Origin of the sequence: Kosakonia sp. CFBP8986 (assembly GCF_034044935.1) — a bacterium.
In the GTDB taxonomy this organism is placed as follows: Bacteria; Pseudomonadota; Gammaproteobacteria; order Enterobacterales; family Enterobacteriaceae; genus Kosakonia; species Kosakonia cowanii.
Map to the genome: position 1 here is coordinate 1 of NZ_JAXCXB010000001.1, position 21,559 is coordinate 21,559.

The 21,559-nt window shown below is 57.8% G+C and carries 20 protein-coding genes and 1 riboswitch; of the genes, 12 read left to right on the forward strand and 8 right to left on the reverse strand.

The window, feature by feature from the left end; all coding sequences use genetic code 11:
- Positions 1 to 364 precede the first annotated feature (364 nt).
- Together purH and purD are read left to right on the forward strand one after the other, a co-directional pair.
- On the forward strand, positions 365 to 1,954 hold the full coding sequence (purH, locus tag SOM48_RS00005; RefSeq protein WP_320511189.1) for a bifunctional phosphoribosylaminoimidazolecarboxamide formyltransferase/IMP cyclohydrolase: 1,590 nt from the start codon (positions 365 to 367) through the stop codon (positions 1,952 to 1,954).
- Positions 1,955 to 1,969: 15 nt separating this feature from the next.
- Positions 1,970 to 3,265: a phosphoribosylamine--glycine ligase gene (gene purD, locus SOM48_RS00010; RefSeq protein WP_320511190.1), complete on the forward strand. Its 1,296-nt coding sequence runs from the start codon at positions 1,970 to 1,972 to the stop codon at positions 3,263 to 3,265.
- A gap of 186 nt (positions 3,266 to 3,451) precedes the next feature.
- On the opposite strand, the gene SOM48_RS00015 is transcribed toward purD, so the two are convergent.
- The 6 genes from SOM48_RS00015 to nudC all read right to left on the reverse strand — a co-directional run bounded on the left by SOM48_RS00015 (position 3,452) and on the right by nudC (position 7,807).
- Complete coding sequence (locus tag SOM48_RS00015) at positions 3,452 to 4,144, reverse strand: DUF1481 domain-containing protein (protein ID WP_180344366.1); 693 nt, start codon at positions 4,142 to 4,144, stop codon at positions 3,452 to 3,454.
- 12 nt (positions 4,145 to 4,156) lie between these two features.
- Entirely contained in the window at positions 4,157 to 4,429 is a 273-nt protein-coding gene (hupA, locus tag SOM48_RS00020; protein WP_002884342.1) for a nucleoid-associated protein HU-alpha, read from the reverse strand.
- Between the two features lie 186 nt (positions 4,430 to 4,615).
- Positions 4,616 to 5,206 carry a YjaG family protein gene (locus tag SOM48_RS00025; RefSeq protein ID WP_023479398.1) on the reverse strand — a complete coding sequence of 197 codons (591 nt, stop codon included), beginning with the start codon at positions 5,204 to 5,206 and terminating at the stop codon, positions 4,616 to 4,618.
- Between the two features lie 33 nt (positions 5,207 to 5,239).
- Positions 5,240 to 5,920: a deoxyribonuclease V gene (gene nfi, locus SOM48_RS00030; RefSeq protein WP_034812663.1), complete on the reverse strand. Its 681-nt coding sequence runs from the start codon at positions 5,918 to 5,920 to the stop codon at positions 5,240 to 5,242.
- A gap of 9 nt (positions 5,921 to 5,929) precedes the next feature.
- The gene (gene hemE, locus SOM48_RS00035) at positions 5,930 to 6,994 is read right to left on the reverse strand and encodes a uroporphyrinogen decarboxylase (protein ID WP_289747272.1); all 1,065 of its coding nucleotides are present in this window, start codon (positions 6,992 to 6,994) and stop codon (positions 5,930 to 5,932) included.
- A 39-nt stretch (positions 6,995 to 7,033) separates the two neighbouring features.
- Positions 7,034 to 7,807 carry an NAD(+) diphosphatase gene (nudC, locus tag SOM48_RS00040; protein WP_139967057.1) on the reverse strand — a complete coding sequence of 258 codons (774 nt, stop codon included), beginning with the start codon at positions 7,805 to 7,807 and terminating at the stop codon, positions 7,034 to 7,036.
- 79 nt (positions 7,808 to 7,886) lie between these two features.
- Between nudC and SOM48_RS00045 the strand changes: the two genes are divergently transcribed.
- From SOM48_RS00045 to SOM48_RS00090, 10 genes are all read left to right on the forward strand, one after another.
- Entirely contained in the window at positions 7,887 to 8,390 is a 504-nt protein-coding gene (locus tag SOM48_RS00045; protein WP_023479394.1) for an Rsd/AlgQ family anti-sigma factor, read from the forward strand.
- Between the two features lie 54 nt (positions 8,391 to 8,444).
- Positions 8,445 to 8,581: riboswitch (TPP riboswitch) on the forward strand.
- Between the two features lie 83 nt (positions 8,582 to 8,664).
- Positions 8,665 to 10,557 carry a phosphomethylpyrimidine synthase ThiC gene (thiC, locus tag SOM48_RS00050; RefSeq protein WP_139569460.1) on the forward strand — a complete coding sequence of 631 codons (1,893 nt, stop codon included), beginning with the start codon at positions 8,665 to 8,667 and terminating at the stop codon, positions 10,555 to 10,557.
- Positions 10,557 to 11,192: a thiamine phosphate synthase gene (gene thiE / locus SOM48_RS00055; protein WP_076768831.1), complete on the forward strand. Its 636-nt coding sequence runs from the start codon at positions 10,557 to 10,559 to the stop codon at positions 11,190 to 11,192. The genes thiC and thiE overlap by 1 nt, the downstream gene beginning before the upstream one ends.
- Positions 11,185 to 11,940, forward strand: coding sequence for a HesA/MoeB/ThiF family protein (locus SOM48_RS00060; RefSeq protein WP_320511191.1), 756 nt, complete (start codon positions 11,185 to 11,187; stop codon positions 11,938 to 11,940). Before thiE ends, SOM48_RS00060 begins: the two co-directional genes overlap by 8 nt.
- Complete coding sequence (thiS, locus tag SOM48_RS00065; RefSeq protein WP_320511192.1) at positions 11,924 to 12,124, forward strand: sulfur carrier protein ThiS; 201 nt, start codon at positions 11,924 to 11,926, stop codon at positions 12,122 to 12,124. The genes SOM48_RS00060 and thiS overlap by 17 nt, the downstream gene beginning before the upstream one ends.
- A 1-nt stretch (position 12,125) precedes the next feature.
- The gene (thiG, locus tag SOM48_RS00070) at positions 12,126 to 12,896 is read left to right on the forward strand and encodes a thiazole synthase (protein ID WP_042716087.1); all 771 of its coding nucleotides are present in this window, start codon (positions 12,126 to 12,128) and stop codon (positions 12,894 to 12,896) included.
- The gene (gene thiH, locus SOM48_RS00075; RefSeq protein ID WP_128483879.1) at positions 12,893 to 14,047 is read left to right on the forward strand and encodes a 2-iminoacetate synthase ThiH; all 1,155 of its coding nucleotides are present in this window, start codon (positions 12,893 to 12,895) and stop codon (positions 14,045 to 14,047) included. The genes thiG and thiH overlap by 4 nt, the downstream gene beginning before the upstream one ends.
- A gap of 337 nt (positions 14,048 to 14,384) precedes the next feature.
- Positions 14,385 to 14,690: a PTS sugar transporter subunit IIB gene (locus tag SOM48_RS00080; protein WP_023479403.1), complete on the forward strand. Its 306-nt coding sequence runs from the start codon at positions 14,385 to 14,387 to the stop codon at positions 14,688 to 14,690.
- Between the two features lie 4 nt (positions 14,691 to 14,694).
- Positions 14,695 to 15,012: a PTS lactose/cellobiose transporter subunit IIA gene (locus SOM48_RS00085; RefSeq protein ID WP_320511193.1), complete on the forward strand. Its 318-nt coding sequence runs from the start codon at positions 14,695 to 14,697 to the stop codon at positions 15,010 to 15,012.
- A 136-nt stretch (positions 15,013 to 15,148) separates the two neighbouring features.
- Entirely contained in the window at positions 15,149 to 16,186 is a 1,038-nt protein-coding gene (locus tag SOM48_RS00090) for a helix-turn-helix domain-containing protein (RefSeq protein ID WP_320511194.1), read from the forward strand.
- Here the strand turns inward: SOM48_RS00090 and SOM48_RS00095 are convergent.
- Positions 16,131 to 17,177, reverse strand: a complete 1,047-nt coding sequence (locus SOM48_RS00095; protein ID WP_320511455.1) for an alpha/beta hydrolase family protein — start codon at positions 17,175 to 17,177, stop codon at positions 16,131 to 16,133. The genes SOM48_RS00090 and SOM48_RS00095 overlap by 56 nt on opposite strands.
- 142 nt (positions 17,178 to 17,319) lie before the next feature.
- Complete coding sequence (gene rpoC, locus SOM48_RS00100; RefSeq protein ID WP_023479382.1) at positions 17,320 to 21,543, reverse strand: DNA-directed RNA polymerase subunit beta'; 4,224 nt, start codon at positions 21,541 to 21,543, stop codon at positions 17,320 to 17,322.
- Positions 21,544 to 21,559 lie beyond the last annotated feature (16 nt).

The window sequence follows — 21,559 nt, forward strand, 5'->3', positions numbered from 1 at the left end:
CAACCCTGAATTTCAGGATTTTTTCTCTTCCGACTTAACGTCGCTGCAAGCTGTTGTTTGCTTAGCGCCGTGTCGATGGAGGCGCATTATAGGGAGTTCTCCGCACCCCGCAATAGAAAAATGACATAAAAATGACTGACTGCTGCATTCCACAGCAAAAGCCGCCCTTATACGCATTTACACACAGAGTTATCCACAAAGCGCCAAAAGTGGAAAAATTCCCGAGCGTTGCGCAAACGTTTTCGTTACAATGCCCGCGCAAAATTAATCCGCCCTGCCTGGGGTGTTAGCTGAATCTTCCCATAATAAAGAAGCGAAAATTCAGCTAACGCTCTCTGTTAAAGTCAAATCCAGGGGATTTACCATGCAACAACGTCGTCCAGTCCGCCGCGCCCTGCTCAGTGTTTCTGATAAGGCCGGTATCGTCGAATTCGCCCAGGCGCTCTCCCAGCGTGGCGTCGAACTGCTCTCTACCGGCGGAACCGCTCGCCTGCTGGCAGATAAAGGCCTGCCGGTGACCGAAGTCTCCGACTACACCGGTTTCCCGGAAATGATGGATGGACGCGTAAAAACCCTGCACCCGAAAGTGCACGGCGGCATTCTCGGCCGTCGCGGCCAAGATGATGACATCATGGCGCAGCACGCCATCGCCCCAATCGACATGGTGGTGGTTAACCTCTACCCCTTCGCCCAGACCGTTGCCCGTGAAGGGTGCTCGCTGGAAGACGCCGTTGAGAATATCGATATCGGCGGCCCGACCATGGTGCGCTCCGCCGCGAAGAACCATAAAGATGTCGCCATCGTGGTTAAGAGCAGCGACTACACCACTATTATTAATGAAATGGATGCCAACGACGGCTCGCTGACGCTGGAAACCCGTTTCGACCTCGCGATCAAAGCCTTTGAGCACACCGCCGCTTACGACAGCATGATCGCCAACTACTTCGGCAGCCTGGTGCCCGCCTACCATGGTGAGAGCAAAGAGCCAGCCGGCCGCTTCCCGCGCACGTTAAACCTCAACTTCATCAAGAAGCAGGATATGCGCTACGGTGAAAACAGCCACCAGCATGCTGCCTTCTATATAGAAGAAGAGATCAAAGAGGCTTCCGTTGCCACCGCGCAGCAGCTGCAGGGCAAAGCGCTCTCCTATAACAACATCGCCGATACCGACGCGGCGCTGGAGTGCGTGAAAGAGTTTGATGAACCCGCCTGCGTGATTGTGAAACACGCCAACCCGTGCGGTGTCGCCGTCGGTGGCTCGATTCTTGATGCTTACGATCGCGCTTATAAAACCGACCCAACCTCAGCGTTCGGCGGCATTATCGCTTTCAACCGCGAACTGGATGCTGAAACGGCGCAGGCCATTATCTCCCGCCAGTTTGTGGAAGTGATTATCGCCCCTTCTGCCACTAAGGAAGCGCTGAGCATTACCGCCGCCAAACAGAACGTCCGCGTACTGGTCTGCGGCCAGTGGGCAGCGCGCGTACCGGGCCTCGATTTCAAACGCGTCAATGGCGGCCTGCTGGTTCAGGATCGCGACCTGGGCATGGTAACCGCCAATGAGCTGCGCGTGGTCAGCAAGCGCCAGCCGACCGAGCAGGAGCTGCGCGATGCGCTGTTCTGCTGGAAGGTAGCGAAGTTCGTTAAATCCAACGCCATCGTCTACGCCAAAGAGAACATGACCATCGGTATTGGCGCAGGCCAGATGAGCCGCGTTTATTCTGCGAAGATCGCTGGTATCAAAGCCGCTGACGAAGGGCTGGAAGTAAAAGGTTCCGCAATGGCCTCTGACGCCTTCTTCCCGTTCCGTGATGGTATTGATGCTGCTGCCGCTGTTGGCGTGAGCTGCGTTATCCAGCCGGGCGGATCTATCCGCGATGACGAAGTGATTGCCGCCGCCGACGAGCACGGCATCGCGATGATCTTCACCGACATGCGTCACTTCCGCCATTAATCCACGGAGCAGAGAATGAAAGTATTAGTGATTGGTAACGGCGGGCGCGAACACGCGCTGGCCTGGAAAGCGGCCCAGTCGAAACGGGTTGAAACTGTCTTTGTCGCACCGGGTAACGCAGGCACAGCGCTGGAGCCGACGCTGCAAAATGTGGCGATTAGCGCGACGGATATTCCGGCGCTGGTTAATTTCGCCCAGAGCGAGAGGATCGATCTGACCATCGTTGGCCCGGAAGCGCCGCTGGTGATTGGCGTGGTTGATGCCTTTCGCGCGCAGGGGCTGAAAATTTTTGGCCCGACGCAGGGCGCGGCACAGTTGGAGGGCTCCAAAGCCTTCACCAAAGATTTCCTCGCCCGTCACAATATTCCGACGGCGGAGTACCAGAACTTTACCGAGGTAGAGCCAGCGCTGGCTTACCTGCGCGAGAAAGGCGCGCCGATCGTCATTAAAGCGGACGGTCTGGCAGCCGGTAAAGGGGTGATTGTCGCCATGACGCTGGAAGAGGCGGAAGCGGCAGTCAACGATATGCTGGCCGGTAACGCCTTTGGCGATGCGGGCCACCGCATTGTGATTGAGGAGTTTCTCGACGGCGAAGAGGCGAGCTTTATTGTGATGGTCGACGGCGAGCATGTGCTGCCAATGGCGACCAGCCAGGATCACAAACGCGTCGGCGACGGCGATACCGGCCCGAATACCGGCGGTATGGGCGCGTACTCCCCGGCGCCGGTGGTGACCGATGAAGTGCATCAGCGGGCAATGGACCAGGTCATCTGGCCCACCGTGCGCGGCATGGCGGCAGAAGGGAATACCTACACCGGTTTCCTCTATGCCGGGCTGATGATCGATAAGCAGGGCAACCCGAAGGTGATCGAGTTCAACTGCCGCTTTGGCGACCCGGAAACGCAACCGATTATGTTGCGCTTGCAATCAGACCTGGTGGAGCTCTGCCTGGCAGCCTGTGACGGCAAGCTGGATGAGAAAGTCTCGAAATGGGATGCGCGCGCATCGCTTGGTGTGGTGATGGCTGCCGGAGGCTATCCGGGTAACTATCGCAATGGAGATCAGATCCACGGCCTGCCGTTAGAAGAGGTTGCGGACGGGAAAGTGTTCCACGCCGGTACCACGCTTGCTGACGACGATCGGGTGCTGACCAACGGCGGACGTGTGCTGTGCGTGACCGCGCTCGGTGACACCGTTGCCGAAGCGCAGCAGCGCGCTTATGCGCTGATGAGCGATATCCACTGGGATGGCAGCTTTAGCCGCAGCGATATTGGTTACCGCGCGATTGCCCGCGAACAGGGCAGCAAGTAATACGCGATCCACGGCCGGGTGGGATTTTGCTTACCCGGCTTACATGACAACGCTCATAAGTCGCGTGATTGCCGGATGGCGCTGCGCTTATCCGGCCTACGGAACACACCTTACTGTCGTGAGAGCGCTTTTCGTAGGCCCGATAAGGCATCGCCGCCATCGGGCAACACACCGATGACGCCAACGCTAAAAGTTCTTCTCCGTCGGCTGCCAGTGACAGAAATCTTCATTCGCCACCAGCAACAGCTGTGCCCCTTCCGGCGCTTCCAGCCACGCCACGCTCACCGCCAGCGACGAACGGCTCTGGCGCTGCGCAATATGGTTTAACGCCCACGTATCAAGCTCTGGCTTCACGGTCTGTCCTTCGCAGGTCTGCACCGTGTTATTTGCCTGCCATCGCCCCTGACGCAATACAACACGTCCCTGACGCAACGCATCGCTGGTCTGGCGGATCTGTTCGGCGCGGTAGCGATAAAGCGCAATCTGGTCGCTGGAGAGCTGCTGCTTCTGGCCGTTCACTTCACGCTGCATAAAGCTCAACTCACCGCGATCGTCAAAACGCACGCGAATATGTTCAGGCGGGTTGGCGTAGATATTGAGTTCAATAAGGGTTAGCGCATCGCCTTGCCAGCGATACTCAGCTAAAGAGGTGTTCCCGCGGTGCCACGGGCTAAATGCGGAGAGCAGGTGGGTCTCACCGCCTGAATCTTTACGCCAGATGCGTATTGCGCCCTGATCGCCGGCGAAACCGCTGGCGGTAAAGGGCGGCAATGACGAATCGTGGCTACAGGCGGCAAGCAGCAGTGCGCCGACCAGCAAAAGCGGGCGACGCCAGTATGACAAAAGGGGCGTTACCGCCCCTTCGACAAAACTGTTCACTGCCATGCTGTCTTACTTAACAGCGTCTTTCAGTGCTTTGCCAGAAACAAATGCCGGCACGTTAGCTGCGGCGATTTTGATTTCTTTACCGGTCTGCGGGTTGCGGCCAGTACGCTCAGCGCGGTGGTTCACTTTGAAAGTGCCGAAACCAACCAGTTGTACCGCATCGCCTTCTTTCAGAGACTCAGTAATGGCAGCCAGGGTGGATTCCAGTGCAGCTTTCGCTTGCGCTTTAGACAGATCAGCCTTGTCTGCAATTACATCAATCAGTTGAGTCTTGTTCATAAGTTATCCTTTCAATGTGTTTATCGCTTGCTAAGCATCGAGTGCGACGGAAATGCCTCAAAAGCACTCTCCTGCATACACGCACCGATAGCCACTTTTTTTCGCCCCCCAAATGTAGACCAGACGGGGGTCAGAAGGGAAGCCTTCAGGCGCGACAAAACAGGCCTTAAATCACGTTTTATTGTCTCATTGCTGCAAATTTATACCGATATTACTCTCGCCAGCCTCGCGCAGGTCTGCGCGCAAGCCTTTGATCAGGTCAATATCGCGCTCTTCGCAGGCGGCTAAAAGGCGGAAAATCTCCCACTGGATATCCCATTCCTGCTCTACAGCGGGGTTAAGACCCAGCTCTTCATCGGTCATTTCGCGGCCCTGCTGCGTCATTTCCAGCATCGCGACAGTGGTGATCGAGGTCTTGCTGACCTCAATGGCGTGTTCCAGCGTTTCACCGCTCAGACGCGAATGAATCAACTCGCTCAGCGCCACACAGGCGTCAATCGCCGGGTAGACACCGTAGAGATCGTAATCCTCTGCGGCGGGGATCCCCTCTTCCAGCTTCTCAAGCTGGCTGTCGAAATTGACCTTCGCATCTTTGACGGTCTCTGTTTCCCACACCAGGTCAAGGATACGGCGATAGAGCTGCGCATCGCCAAAGCCGGTCTGGCGGCAGAACAGCGCATAGTTGGGGTACATGCGCTCGCACAGACAGGCCATGAAAACAACGTGCTGCCAGCTTTCCTGCTTTTCCAGTCGCAGATGAATCGGGTTTTGTAACATGATCGCTTCTCAAAAACGGTAATGCGCCGCAGTTTACCCGATATCGCGCTGAATTGCCTGCCATCGCGCAAAGGCGGGGCGACCCGATGCCACGGCGTCTGCCCAGCGCGTTGGCTCCGGCAAGCGGTAGCCCTTCATGCAACGCTGCACCCACGCCAGCGCAGTATCCTGGCTGACGCGATGACCCGTAGCGACGAAGAGCGGATTACAGCGCGCTTTGCTGCGCCATACCCACGCCAGCTGTTCGCCTTTATCCATCAGCGGCGATAGCGCACCGGGCTCATCGGCCAGCGGTTCGAACTTCCCGCACAGCCGTTTTTTCGCCACGCCGATGGTCGGCACATCCACCAGCAGGCCAAAATGGCTGGCAACGCCAAGACGGCGCGGATGGGAGATCCCATGCCCGTCGACAAAGAGTAAATCGGGTTTTTGCGACAGCATCTCCCACGCCGCCAGCAGCGCGGGATACTCACGAAATGAGAGGAAGCCGGGAATATAGGGCATGGTGGTGGCGATACGCGCCACCTGATACTCAACCAGTTCAAGCGAAGGCCAGGTGAGCAGCACCATTGCCGCCCGCGTCACTTCGCCACCCTGCTCGAAACCGACATCCGCCCCGCCGATCAACGTCGGCGGATCTTTATCAAGACGATCCTCGCGGATCACGGAAGAGGCCAGTTCAAGTTGTTGTGCGCGTAGCGACGCGAGATCCATATTCACTCCTTATTGATGCCAGGGGGCCGACAGACGGTGAACCGCCTCGACAAATACTCCTGCATGTTCCGGCGGAACATCCTGATGGATGCCGTGACCGAGGTTAAATACATGGCCTTCGCCTTTGCCAAAGCTAGAGAGAATTGTAGACACTTCTTCCTCAATGCGTGCAGGCGGCGCATAAAGCATAGAGGGATCCATGTTGCCCTGCAGCGCCACTTTGTCGCCAACGCGACGGCGCGCATCGCCAATATCGGTGGTCCAGTCGAGGCCGAGCGCATCGCAGCCGGTCGCCGCCATCGCTTCCAGCCACTGGCCGCCGCCTTTGGTAAACAGGGTCACCGGCACGCGACGCCCTTCGTTTTCACGCAGCAGGCCATCGACGATTTTATGCATGTAGTAGAGCGAGAACTGCTGGTAGTCGCGCCCGGTCAGCACGCCGCCCCAGGTGTCGAAAATCATCACCGACTGTGCGCCCGCGCGGATCTGTGCGTTGAGATAGGAGGTGACGCTTTGCGCCAGCTTATCCAGCAGCGCATGCAGCACCAGCGGCTCGGCGTACATCATCTTTTTGATTTTAGTAAACGCTTTGCTGCTGCCGCCTTCAATCATATAGGTCGCCAGCGTCCACGGGCTGCCGGAGAAACCAATCAGCGGCACTTCGCCTTTCAGCTCACGGCGAATAGTGCGCACGGCGTTCATCACGTAACCCAGCTCATCTTCCGGGTCCGGTACTGGCAGCTTGTCCACGTCCGCTTTGCAGGTGATGGGATGGCTAAAACGCGGCCCTTCACCGGCTTCGAAATAGAGCCCCAGCCCCATCGCGTCCGGCACCGTCAGGATATCGGAGAAGAGGATCGCCGCATCCAGCTTGTAGCGGCGCAGGGGCTGCATCGTCACTTCACAGGCCAGCTCCGCATTGCGGCACAGCGACATAAAGTCGCCGGCTTGCGCACGGGTCGCCTTATATTCCGGCAAATAGCGGCCTGCCTGGCGCATCATCCATACCGGCGTCATATCTACTGGCTGGCGCTGAAGCGCGCGCAGGTAACGATCGTTTTTCAGTTCGGTCATTGTCAGTTCCTCAAGCGTCAGGCCGCCAGTATATACACCTTATTCGCTCTCTGCCCGACACATCGCCACGGTATCCTCGATCAGGCGGCGCGCGACGGTACCCGGCGGTGGAAGCAGCGGCAGGTCGTCATAGCGATACCAGCCGGCATCGATCAGCTCTTTGGTATCAATGACGATATCGCCGCTCTCATACTCGGCCATAAACGCAGTCATTAATGATTGCGGGAAGGGCCACGGCTGGGAGGTGACATAACGCAGGTTCTTGATTTTAATCCCGCTCTCCTCCATCACCTCGCGCGCTACCGCCTGCTCCAGCGTCTCGCCGACTTCAACAAATCCGGCCAGCACGGTATACACGCCATTACGATGACGCGTATGCTGGGCAAGTAGCAGGCTGTCATCGCGGCGGATGGCGACAATAATGCAGGGGGCAATTTGTGGATAGTAACGTTCCCGGCAGTGGTCGCAGAGCATCGCCCACTCGGTTTTGCTGGGGTGCATGGTGTGCCCACAGTAGCCACAAAACTGATGCGACCGGTAAAACTCGGCCAGCTGCACGCCGCGCCCGGCTAACTGGAACAGCGCGGTATCCTGATCGATCAGTAAACGTACCGATCCCATCTCGTTGGAGCGCTGCTGGCGAACAAGCCAGACGCTCTCTCCCTGCCATTCGCCGATAATTTGCGCGGGTTGACCCACAAGATCGAAATTTCCTGCCTCTCCATGTGGTAATTCTCCAGCGGGCAACCATAATTTTTGTTCATGGCTGACTATCCACCAGCCACGGTGATGAGCTTCAAGAGTTTGTACCATTGCGCGACCTTAGCTTCACTGGCATGTTATTAACATTATTATTACATCATTTTTAATCTTACATTTTGCGGAGTCATTTATGCTGAACCAGTTAGAAAGCCTGACAGAACGACTGGGGGGAAGTAACAAGCTTATCGATTTCTGGCTCAACGAACGTAAGCAGTTGCTTATCTCCTATTACAATCTGGTGGGAATCAAGCCGGGCAAAGGGTCGTACATGCAGCTTAACGAAAAAGCGCTGGATGATTTTTGCCATAACCTGGTTGAATACCTTTCCGCCGGTCATTTCACTATTTATGAACGCATCATCAATGAAATGGAAGGCGCCAGCCCACTTTTAGCGGCGACTCAGCTCTACCCGCAGCTCGAAGCCAATACCGTTGAAATCATGAAACATTATGATTCCAGCCTCGAACAGTCCATCGATGATGACAACTGCATGGAGTTCCAGCAGGCTCTCTCAGACATCGGTGAAGCGCTGGCGGCGCGTTTTACGCTGGAAGATCAGCTGATCACGCTGGCGTTCGATAACCACCTCAGCGAAAGCGCCAATGATGAAACCGGGATGGCGCGCCCGGCTTGAGTTCTTAATCAATAACGCGTAGTTTAAAAAACAGTCCCCCGCTTCGGGCGGGGGTTTTTCTTGTCGGAGTGCCACTCTTTTACACCCACGCTTTCTGAAAGCTGATGTGTAAAAAGGCTGAGACCGTTAATTCGGGATCCGCGGAACCTGATCAGGCTAATACCTGCGAAGGGAACAAGAGTAATCCATCCACCACACCACCCTCACGGGCGGTTTGCTGCCATTACTCCATCCGTCGTCTGACAAGCCATCTCCTTTGACACTGGAATGAGCTATGTCTACTACTACTTCACGCCGTGAACAACGCGCCCAGGCGCAACACTTTATCGATACGCTGGAAGGCACCGCTTTCCCCAACTCCCGCCGCATCTACCTCACTGGCTCACAGCCCGATATTCGCGTGCCAATGCGTGAAATCCAGCTCAGCCCGACGCTCGTCGGCGGTGCCAAAACCGCCCCGCAGTATGAAGAGAACGAGGCGGTGCCGGTGTATGACACCTCCGGTCCGTACGGCGATCCGGCGATTGCCATTGATGTGCAGCAGGGGCTGGCTAAGCTGCGCGCAGCGTGGATTGCCGCCCGCGATGACAGCGAAGAGCTGGACCATCGTAGTTCAGCCTATACCAACCAGCGCCTGGCGGATGACGGCCTTGATGCGCTGCGTTTTAGCGGCCTGCTGACGCCGCGTCGCGCCAAAGCAGGTAAATGCGTGACGCAGCTGCACTATGCCCGGTTGGGCATCATCACCCCCGAAATGGAGTTTATCGCCCTGCGCGAAAACATGGGGCGTGAGCGCATTCGCAGTGAAGTATTGCGTCGCCAGCATCCGGGGGAAGGGTTTGGCGCGCGACTGCCGGAGAACATTACGCCGGAGTTTGTCCGCGCTGAAGTGGCGGCGGGCCGGGCCATCATTCCCGCCAACATCAACCATCCAGAATCAGAGCCGATGATCATTGGCCGCAACTTCCTGGTGAAAGTGAACGCCAATATCGGCAACTCCGCTGTCACCTCATCAATTGAAGAAGAAGTAGAGAAGCTGGTGTGGTCAACCCGCTGGGGCGCGGATACGGTGATGGATCTCTCTACCGGTCGCTATATTCATGAAACCCGCGAGTGGATCCTGCGTAACAGCCCGGTGCCGATCGGCACGGTTCCGATCTACCAGGCGCTCGAAAAGGTTAATGGGATCGCTGAAGATCTCAGTTGGTCGGTATTCCGCGACACCCTGCTGGAGCAGGCGGAACAGGGAGTCGACTACTTCACCATCCATGCCGGTGTGCTGCTGCGCTATGTGCCGATGACCGCGCAGCGCCTGACGGGCATTGTCTCGCGCGGCGGCTCAATCATGGCGAAGTGGTGCCTTTCGCACCATCAGGAGAACTTCCTCTATACCCACTTCCGCGAGATCTGCGAGATATGTGCCGCCTACGACGTCTCTCTCTCGTTGGGAGACGGCCTGCGCCCGGGATCGATTCAGGACGCCAATGACGAAGCGCAATTCGCCGAGCTGCATACGCTGGGTGAACTGACCAAAATCGCCTGGGAGTATGACGTGCAGGTGATGATTGAAGGCCCTGGCCATGTGCCGATGCAGATGATCCGCCGCAATATGACCGAAGAGCTGGAGAGCTGCCACGAAGCGCCCTTCTACACTCTTGGGCCGCTCACCACCGATATCGCGCCGGGCTATGACCACTTCACCTCCGGCATCGGCGCGGCAATGATTGGCTGGTTTGGCTGCGCGATGCTCTGCTATGTCACGCCGAAAGAGCACCTCGGCTTGCCGAACAAAGAGGATGTCAAACAGGGGCTGATTACCTACAAAATCGCCGCCCACGCTGCGGATCTGGCCAAAGGCCACCCTGGCGCCCAGATCCGCGATAACGCCATGTCGAAAGCGCGATTTGAGTTCCGCTGGGAAGATCAGTTTAACCTTGCCCTCGACCCCTTCACCGCCCGCGCCTATCACGATGAAACCCTGCCGCAGGAGTCGGGCAAAGTGGCGCACTTCTGCTCGATGTGCGGGCCGAAATTCTGCTCGATGAAGATTTCGCAGGAGGTACGTGACTACGCCGCCGCGCAGAGCATCGACGCGGGCATGGCGGATAAAGCCAGCGACTTCCGCGCCCGCGGCGGGGAGATCTACCTGAAACAGGAGGAGGCGTAATGTACCAGCCTGATTTCCCGCCGGTGCCCTTTCGCCTCGGGCTCTATCCGGTGGTCGATAGCGTGGAGTGGATCGCCCGCCTGCTGGATGCAGGTGTGCGCACCCTGCAACTGCGTATCAAAGATAAGCGCGACGAAGAGGTGGAAGCGGACGTGATGGCCGCCATTGCCCTTGCGCGCCGTTACAACGCGCGGCTGTTTATCAACGATTACTGGCGGCTGGCGATTAAACACCAGGCCTACGGCGTGCATCTCGGTCAGGAGGATCTGGCCACTACCGACTTAACCGCCATTCGCCAGGCCGGGCTGCGGCTCGGCCTCTCCACCCATGATGATATGGAAATTGATGTCGCGCTGGCGGCACGCCCCTCCTATATCGCCCTGGGCCACGTTTTCCCGACGCAAACCAAGCAGATGCCTTCCGCTCCGCAGGGGCTGGCAACGCTTACGCGCCACGTTGCGCGGCTGGGTGATTACCCGACGGTGGCGATTGGCGGTATCAGCCTTGCGCGCGCGCCAGAGGTGCTGGCAACGGGCGTCGGCAGCATTGCCGTGGTCAGCGCCATTACCCAGGCGGATGAGTGGCAGCAGGCCACGCGGCAGCTGCTGGATCTCGCGGGGGTGGGCGATGAATGATCACGACTTTATGCGCTACAGCCGCCAGATCTTGCTGGAGGAGATCGCCATCGCCGGGCAGCAGAAGCTGCTCGACAGCCGGGTATTGATTGTCGGCCTTGGCGGTCTTGGCGCGCCGGCCGCCGCCTACCTGGCGGGCGCGGGTGTCGGCATGCTGGTGCTGGCGGATGATGACGCCGTGCATCTGAGCAACCTGCAACGGCAGATCCTCTTTACCTCGCGCGATATCAACCAGCCAAAAGCCTCGGTGACAGCAGAGCGGCTGCATCAGCTCAACCCGGAGATTGAACTGGTCTCTCTCTCACAGCGGCTCAGCGGCGACGCGCTGCTCGAAGAGGTCTCACGCGCCGATGTGGTGCTCGATTGCAGCGATAACATGCAAACCCGCCAGGCGATTAACGCCGCCTGCGTGGCGCGTAATACACCGCTGGTTTCCGCCAGCGCCGTCGGCTTTGGCGGCCAGTTGCTGGTGCTCACCCCGCCTTGGGAGCAGGGCTGCTACCGCTGCTTGTGGCCCGACGAGCGCGAGCCAGAACGCAACTGCCGTACGGCGGGCATTGTCGGCCCGGTGGTCGGCATTATGGGGGCGATGCAGGCACTGGAAGCGATCAAGCTGTTAACCGGTATGCAGGCGGCGCAGGGGGAGCTGCGGCTGTTTGACGCCCGCACCAACCTATGGCGCACCCTCGCCCTGCAGCGCGCCAGCGCCTGCCCGGTCTGCGGAGGGCATCATGCAGATTCGCATTAATGATGAACCGATGACCTGCGCACAAGCGCTCAGCGTTGCCGACCTGCTTAAGGAGCTTGAACAGTTAAAGCCGGGCGTCGCGCTGGCGCTAAACGAGGCGATTCTGCCGCGCGAGCGCTGGGAAGAACAACAGTTGCAGGATGGCGATCGCATCCTGCTGTTTCAGGTTATCGCAGGGGGTTGAGATGTTACGTATTGCAGATAAAACCTTTTCTTCACGCCTCTTTACCGGCACGGGAAAATTCGCCACGCCGCAGCTGATGGTGGAGTCGATTCAGGCTGCGGGCAGCGAGCTGGTGACGCTGGCAATGAAGCGCGTCGATTTACGCCAGCGCAATGACGCTATTTTGCAACCGCTGATAGACGCGGGCGTCACCCTGCTGCCAAACACCTCCGGCGCGAAAAATGCCGAAGAGGCGATCTTTGCCGCGCAACTGGCGCGTGAAGCGCTGGGCACACACTGGCTGAAGCTGGAGATCCACCCCGATGCGCGCTGGCTGCTGCCGGACCCTATCGAAACCCTGCGCGCGGCAGAAAAGTTGGTGCAGAGCGGGTTTGTGGTGCTGCCCTACTGCGGCGCAGATCCGGTGTTATGCAAACGGCTGGAAGAGGTGGGGTGCGCAGCCGTAATGCCGCTCGGCGCGCCGATTGGCTCGAATCAGGGCCTGGAGACCCGCGCCATGCTGGAGATCATCATTGAGCAGGCCAGCGTGCCGGTAGTGATCGATGCCGGCATCGGCGCACCAAGCCATGCCGCGCTGGCGCTGGAGATGGGCGCGGATGCAGTGCTGGTCAACACCGCCATCGCCGTTGCGGATGATCCGGTCGCCATGGCGCGCGCGTTTCGTCTGGCGGTGGAAGCCGGGGCACTGGCGCGTCGTGCCGTTCCGGGCGCCCGCCAACACTACGCCGCGGCCACCAGCCCGCTGACCGGCTTTCTGGAGACGCTGCAATGAATACGTTTACCGACCGCTGGCGGCAGCTGAACTGGGATGATATCCGCCTGCGTATTCACAGCAAGACCACCGCTGACGTCGAGCGCGCGCTTAACGCCCGGCAAGTGACCCGCGACGATATGATGGCCCTGCTCTCCCCGGCGGCCAGCGAGCTGCTGGAGCCGCTAGCGCAAAAAGCGCAGCGCCTGACCCGCCAGCGCTTTGGCAACACCGTCAGTTTTTATGTCCCGCTCTATCTGTCGAATCTCTGCGCTAATGACTGCACCTATTGCGGTTTCTCCATGAGCAACCATTTGAAGCGCAAAACGCTGGATGAGGAGGAGATCGCTCGCGAGTGCGCTGCCCTGCGTGAACTGGGGTTTGAGCATCTGCTGCTGGTCACCGGCGAGCATCAGGGAAAAGTAGGAATGGACTATTTTCGCCGCCATTTCCCCGCTATTCGCCGCCAGTTCGCCTCATTGCAGATGGAAGTGCAGCCGCTTTCTGAAGAGGAGTATCGCGAGCTAAAAGGGCTCGGGCTGGATGGCGTGATGGTCTACCAGGAGACCTACCACGAGGCGCAGTATGCCCGGCATCATCTGCGGGGCAAAAAGCAGGACTTTTTCTGGCGGCTGGAGACGCCGGATCGCCTTGGCCGTGCCGGGATCGACAAGATCGGCCTTGGCGCGTTGATGGGGTTATCCGATAGCTGGCGCGTCGACTGCTATATGGTGGCGGAGCATCTGCTCTGGTTACAGCAGCACTACTGGCAGAGCCGCTACTCGGTGTCGTTTCCTCGCCTGCGCCCCTGCGCGGGCGGGATCGAACCGGCGTCAATCATGGACGAGAAACAACTGGTGCAGACCATTTGCGCCTTTCGCCTGCTAGCACCGGATACCGAGCTGTCGCTGTCGACGCGCGAGTCGCCGCACTTTCGCGATCATGTTATTCCCCTCGCCATCAACAATGTCAGTGCGTTTTCTAAAACGCAGCCCGGCGGCTATGCCGACGATCACCCGGAGCTGGAGCAGTTCTCGCCCCACGATGGACGTCGCCCCGAGGTGGTCGCCGATGCGCTGATCGCCCGTGGGCTGCAACCGGTGTGGAAAGACTGGGATAGCTGGCTGGGACGTGTGCCGCAAAAAAAGAGTAATACGCTGATAAACAGTTAATTTTCTTGCGGCCTGTTACGTAAAGTGAAATTCGGGCGCTGGCACCACAGCGCCCGCTGCGGCAACCTTGCTTCGTCAGCGTACACTGACCGGAGCGGGCGCCGTTCCCCTCTCCCACTCCGCCCCCCCTTTGGCAGGTACGCTGCTTATCACGCTGAAAAACAGCGCGGCCAACGACGGTCATGTAAGGAGTGAAACGAAGTGATGTCAGGTTGTAACCGGTTTCACATTCGCTGCCCTTTCTTTGTGATGCCAGACACACAATCACCGTAAAGCGGTTGTTGAAGTCAACGCCGACGGATAATTATCAATTATCCCATCAACACCGAGGCTGACTATGAAAAACATCGTTTTATGCTGTGCAGCAGGTATGTCCACCAGCATGTTGGTGCAACGAATGAAAGACGCGGCGCAAAAGAAAGGCGTCGAGGTCACCATCAAAGCGGTTCCTGTTGCGGACTTTAAAGATGAGATTGCAACGGCAGATATCGTGTTGCTGGGGCCGCAGGTGAAGTATGAGCAGGCAAAACTGCAGGCGCAGGCCGAGCCGCTGGGCAAGAAGGTGGCGGTGATCGATATGATGGATTACGGCATGATGAAAGGCGATGTCGTACTGGAAAAAGCCCTTAAGCTGCTGGAGTGAGCGCGTGGAAGAGTTAGAAACCATCATTATGGAACTGCTGGTCAACGCCGGTGCGGCGCGCAGCCAGGCATTGACCGCGCTGCAGATGGCGCGGAAAGGCGATTTCGACGACGCGGAAAAAGCGATGGAGGAGTCACGCGAATTTGTTAAAGCCGCCCACAAAATCCAGACCCAGCTAATCGGTCTGGACGAAGGCACCGGTAAACTGCCGGTCAATCTGATCACCGTTCACTCGCAGGACCACCTGATGAACGCGATGGTCATCCAGGATCTGGCCGACGACCTGATTGAGATCTACCGCAGGCTTCCCCCGCACGCTTGATTGTCGCTTCAGTCCCATAAGAGACGCCCGCTTTATCGGGCGTTTTTTATTGCTGCCAAAACGGTGAGGTGTATTCCGCGCCGTTTTATGGCACAACATGGCATTCGCCGATCGTAATCACCACCGCAGGTGCCTGATGCCCGCCATTCCCGTTCCGTTTTTTACCCTCTCCCTGCTACTGATGCTGCTGGCGAAGGTCTGGCTACAACGCCCTTGCGGCTATCGCACCCTCGCCACCTTTATCACCGGCTGTACGCTGCTGGTGCTGATGACGGCGCTGCGCTGGCAATTTGATGCGCTAATTTTGCGACAACTACAGTCGATGCTGGCGATTGCGCTACCTCCACTGGCATGGCGCTGTTTTGCCCGCGTCACCGATCAAAGCCGCACCTCTGAACGCCTTGCCTCGCTGCTACCACCTGCCATCGCGCTGGCGCTGAACCTGATTGCGCCTATGACTACCGACTTTGTTCTGATGCTGCTCTACATCGGTTACGGCGGCGCGTTGATTTGGACCGCTTACCGGGGCGCGGATGCCTTTGTGCTGACGCGGTTAACAGATGCGCGTAGCACCTCGGTGATGGCCTTTCTTGCCGGGGTGTTTCTCTGCTTTAGCGGCCTGACCGATCTGGCGATTATGCTCGACTTCGCCTGGTATGACGGCTTGCAGGCACCGCGCCTCGTCGCCCTCTCGCAGGCGATACTGCTGCCGTTTATCTGCCTCGCTATTCTCTACAGCGGCAAGAAAATGCCCGCCGCTGCTGAAACACCGCTAATACCGCCAGCCGACGTACAAAGCGTGGAGGTGGACAGCGATCTGGCGACGCTCTGCGAAAAGCTGGAGAGGCGCCTTACCGAACAGCAGCTGTTTCTCAATAGCGACCTGACGCTCGATCTGCTGGCGCGAAAATGGGTGATCCCTGCGCGCCAAATTTCGCGGGCGGTCAATGCGGTGCGCGGCTGCAATGTCTCACAGTGGATTAATGGCTTTCGCATTCACTATGCCCAACATCTGCTGCTCACCACCGCCGCGCCCGTCACCAGCATCATGCTGGAGGCTGGCTTTGCCACCAAATCCAACTTTAACCGCGAGTTTGTGCGTATCAGCGGCGTGAGCCCTACGGAGTTTCGCCGCGCGGTGGGTAATCCAGTGCCTGTTGCAGAAAAGCCGTGATCGTGTCGCTAAGCCGCTGATGAATGTCAGCCCGGCTTAGCGAACCGCCATCCTCACACACAATCCCTTCGCCCGGATCCTGCGCCTCAATCAATGCTTTCGCGCCGGGCTTGCAGAGTTGCATAAAACTAAAGTGGGTTGCGCCCGTAACGCTTTGTGCCTGCTGCTTCGTCGCCGGAATGTAGTGTTGCAGATAGCCGGACTCCAGCCGGGCAGGTAACTCGTCACTGTCGGCCTGCGCGGAGAGGATCAGCACCGGCACATTCAGTTGCGCAAGGCTTTCAGGCGTGAAACCGCGCGCCATCCCCAAATCCAGCGAAACAACGGCTTTGATCAGCGGCTCGCGCTGGCTCTCCCTCAACGGAGCAGATGCCTCAGGACGATTGATGCCGAGGGCTGGGATCAGCTTACAGCCCGCCAGCGCGGGATGGCTTTTACAATCCGTTTGAAAACGTCCGGCATCGAAGCGCGCGCCTGCCAGCTCCATCACCGTCCAGCCACCCAGCGAGTGGCCGAGCGCAGCAATGCGCCGGGTATCCACCTGACCCGCAATCGCAGGATCGCCAATCAGGTCATTCATCACGCGGCGCAAATCGCGCGGCCGCTGCCAGAGCTGCCAGGCATCCTGCTGCGCTTTATTGCGGGTGGTGGTGCCCGGATGATCGGGCGCAGCGACGATATACCCCTGCGCCGCCATGCGCTGCGCCAGCCAGTTCAGGTTGCGCCAGTTGCCGCCGTAACCGTGTGAAAGCAGCAATAAGGGATGTTTACCGGTTGCAGGCTGTGCGTTACGCAGAGCCGGTGTGCCGACAAAAACCGGGTTGTCGCCCACCGTTTCCGGGGTGCCGGTTTGTGCAGTCGGATACCAGATGGCGACATCAAGCGGGCGGGCTTTATCCTCTTGTAGATGCAGCTGGCGGAAGGCGGTGTCGGCATGGGTTATGCCGCTCAGAAGAAGCGTAAAAGAGAGAATGAGTGTGCGTAGGGACATCATGCGTTCCTGATGGGTTAACAGAACGCTGAGTGTGCCCGTCCCTTGTGCGGCGGGCGTCCTGAAACACGATCGAGGACCGGTTTAGCGGATTTCAGGCATAAAAAAACCCGCCGAAGCGGGTTTTTATAACGAGAAACGATTACTCGTTGTCGGAACCACCCAGACCTGCGTTCAGCAGTTCTGCAAGGCTCGCGGACGCGTCTTCCGCAGTGACCTGCGGTGCTGCCGGCAGTTCGCCAGCGGCGCGACGGCGCATACGATCCTGGTGGTACGCATAACCGGTACCGGCCGGGATCAGACGACCCACGATAACGTTCTCTTTCAGACCGCGCAGTTCGTCGCGTTTGCCCGCAACGGCTGCTTCGGTAAGCACACGAGTCGTCTCCTGGAACGATGCCGCGGAGATGAAGGACTCGGTCGCCAGAGACGCTTTGGTGATACCCAGCAGATCGCGTGCATAGGTTGCACTGATTTTGCCGTTCGATTCGAGATCGCGGTTAGCAATCTTGACGCGAGAGTATTCAACCTGCTCGCCTTCCAGGAACTCGGAGCTGCCCGCGTTCACGATGGTGGCTTTACGCAGCATCTGACGAACGATAACTTCGATGTGCTTATCGTTGATCTTAACGCCCTGCAGACGGTAAACGTCCTGCACTTCGTTGGTGATATAACGCGTTACCGCGTGTACGCCACGAAGACGCAGAATGTCGTGCGGTGCTTCCGGACCGTCGGAAACCACGTCACCACGTTCTACACGTTCACCTTCAAACACGTTGAGCTGACGCCATTTCGGGATCATCTCTTCGTACGGATCGCTACCGTCAACCGGCGTGATCACCAGACGGCGTTTCCCTTTGGTCTCTTTACCGAAGGAAATAATACCGCTGATTTCAGCCAGGATTGCCGGCTCTTTCGGACGACGTGCTTCGAACAGATCCGCAACGCGCGGCAGACCACCGGTAATATCCTTGGTACCGCCGGATTCCTGCGGAATACGTGCCAGGGTGTCACCGGAGCTGATCTGTACGCCATCTTCCAGCTGAACAATCGCTTTACCCGGCAGGAAGTACTGGGCAGGCATATCGGTGCCTGGGATCAGTACGTCGTTACCATTGGCATCAACGATTTTCAGTGCCGGACGCAGGTCTTTACCGCCAGCGGTACGCTCTGCAGAGTCCAGAACCACCAGCGAAGAGAGACCGGTCAGTTCGTCGGTCTGACGGGTAATCGTCTGACCATCGATCATGTCGGTGAAGCGGATGAAACCAGCCACTTCGGTGATTACCGGCATGGTGTGCGGATCCCAGTTTGCAACGGTTTCACCGCCGGCAACCTGCTCGCCATCACCTTTCGCCATCACCGCACCGTAAGGCACTTTATAGCTCTCTTTGGTACGACCGAATTCGTCGATCAGTTTCAGCTCAGTGTTACGGGAGGTGACCACCAGCTTACCGCTGGAGTTAACAACCGACTTCGCATTGCTCAGACGGATGCTACCTTTGTTTTTCACCTGGATGCTGGATTCAGCAGCCGCACGCGATGCCGCACCACCGATGTGGAACGTACGCATCGTCAGCTGTGTACCCGGCTCACCGATGGACTGTGCTGCGATAACGCCGATTGCTTCACCTTTGTTGATGATGTGGCCACGCGCCAGGTCACGACCATAGCAGTGGGCGCACACACCAAAGTCGGTGTCGCAGGATACAACGGAACGCACTTTCACGGAGTCGACAGAGTTCGCTTCCAGCAGGTCACACCACTGTTCGTGCAGCAGCGTGTTGCGCGGAACCAGAATGTCTGCGGTGCCCGGCTTCAGAATGTCTTCAGCGGTCACACGACCCAGAACGCGATCGCGCAGCGGCTCTTTAACGTCGCCACCTTCGATAACCGGCGTCATGGTGATCCCTTCGAGGGTGCCACAATCGTCTTCGGTTACAACCAGATCCTGTGCCACGTCAACCAGACGACGGGTCAGGTAACCGGAGTTCGCGGTTTTCAGTGCGGTATCCGCCAGACCTTTACGCGCACCGTGCGTGGAGATGAAGTACTGGAGTACGTTCAGACCTTCACGGAAGTTCGCGGTGATCGGCGTTTCGATGATGGAGCCATCCGGCTTCGCCATCAGACCACGCATACCAGCAAGCTGACGAATCTGGGCTGCAGAACCACGCGCACCGGAGTCGGCCATCATGTAGATGCTGTTAAAGGAAACCTGCTGCTCTTCAACGCCGTCACGGTTAATAACGGTTTCAGTCTGCAGGTTATCCATCATCGCTTTGGATACGCGATCGTTCGCCGCGGCCCAAATATCGATAACTTTGTTATAGCGTTCGCCCGCGGTTACCAGACCAGACTGGAACTGCTCCTGGATCTCAGCAACTTCAGCTTCCGCTTCGGAGATGATCTCGTGTTTCTTCTCCGGGATGACCATGTCATCGATACCAACGGATGCACCTGAACGCGCTGCATAAGCAAAGCCGGTGTACATCGTCTGGTCAGCGAAGATAACGGTCGGCTTCAGACCCAGAATGCGATAACAGGTGTTCAGCATTTTGGAGATCGCTTTCTTGCCCAGCGCCTGGTTGACGATGGAGAAAGGCAGACCTTTCGGTACGATCATCCACAGAATGGCACGGCCAACGGTCGTGTCTTTCAGGCTGGTGGTCGCAACGAACTCGCCGTTAGCATCTTTTTCATATTCGGTGATACGCACTTTAACGCGCGCATGCAGAGAGGCCAGGCCAGCGCGATAAATACGCTCAGCTTCTTTCGGGCCAGTCAGCACCATGCCTTCGCCTTTGGCGTTAACACAGTCACGGGTCATGTAGTAGAGACCCAGTACAACGTCCTGAGACGGAACGATGATTGGTTCGCCGTTCGCCGGGGAGAGGATGTTGTTGGTAGACATCATCAGCGCACGCGCTTCCAGCTGGGCTTCCAGCGTCAGCGGTACGTGAACAGCCATCTGGTCACCATCGAAGTCGGCGTTGTATGCCGCACAAACCAGCGGGTGCAGCTGGATCGCTTTACCTTCGATCAGTACCGGTTCAAACGCCTGGATACCCAGACGGTGCAGTGTTGGTGCACGGTTCAGCAGTACCGGGTGTTCGCGGATAACTTCGTCCAGGATATCCCAAACGACAGCTTCTTCGCGCTCAACCATTTTCTTCGCGGCTTTGATGGTGGTGGCGAGGCCACGCAGTTCCAGCTTGCCGTAAATGAACGGTTTGAACAGCTCCAGCGCCATTTTCTTCGGCAGACCGCACTGATGCAGACGCAGGTATGGACCTACGGTGATTACAGAACGACCGGAGTAGTCAACACGCTTACCGAGCAGGTTCTGACGGAAACGACCCTGCTTACCTTTGATCATATCGGCCAAAGATTTCAGCGGACGCTTGTTGGAACCGGTGATCGCACGACCGCGACGGCCGTTATCCAGCAGGGCGTCGACCGCTTCCTGCAGCATACGTTTTTCGTTGCGTACGATGATATCCGGCGCCGCCAGATCCAGCAGACGTTTCAGACGGTTGTTACGGTTGATCACGCGACGGTACAGATCGTTCAGATCCGACGTTGCGAAACGACCACCGTCCAACGGAACCAGCGGACGCAGGTCCGGCGGCAGCACTGGCAGAACGGTCAGGATCATCCACTCCGGCTTGTTACCAGACTGTACGAAGGCTTCCAGCAGCTTGATACGCTTGGTCAGCTTCTTACGTTTGGTTTCGGAGTTGGTTTCGTTCAGCTCTTCACGCAGCTGTTCGCACTCTTGCTCCAGATCCATGCTTTTCAGCAGGGCCTGGATCGCTTCGGCGCCCATCTTCGCGTCAAATTCGTCACCGAACTCTTCCAGCGCGTCCAGATACTGCTCTTCAGTCAGGATCTGGTTACGTTCCAGGTTGGTCATCCCACCTTCGATAACCACATAGGATTCGAAGTAGAGAACGCGTTCGATATCACGCAGCGGCATATCCAGCAGCAGACCGATACGGGACGGCAGTGATTTCAGGAACCAAATGTGCGCGGTCGGGGAAGCCAGTTCGATGTGGCCCATGCGCTCACGACGCACTTTAGTCTGGGTCACTTCAACGCCGCACTTCTCACAGATCACACCGCGGTGTTTCAGGCGCTTGTACTTACCGCACAGGCACTCGTAATCTTTTACTGGCCCGAAAATACGCGCACAGAAAAGGCCGTCACGCTCAGGTTTGAACGTACGGTAGTTGATGGTTTCTGGCTTCTTAACTTCACCAAAAGACCATGAACGGATCATGTCTGGCGAAGCCAGAGCAATTTTGATCGCATCAAACTCTTCGGTTTTAGTTTGCGCTTTCAGAAACTTTAATAAGTCTTTCACGGATTTGCTCCCGTCG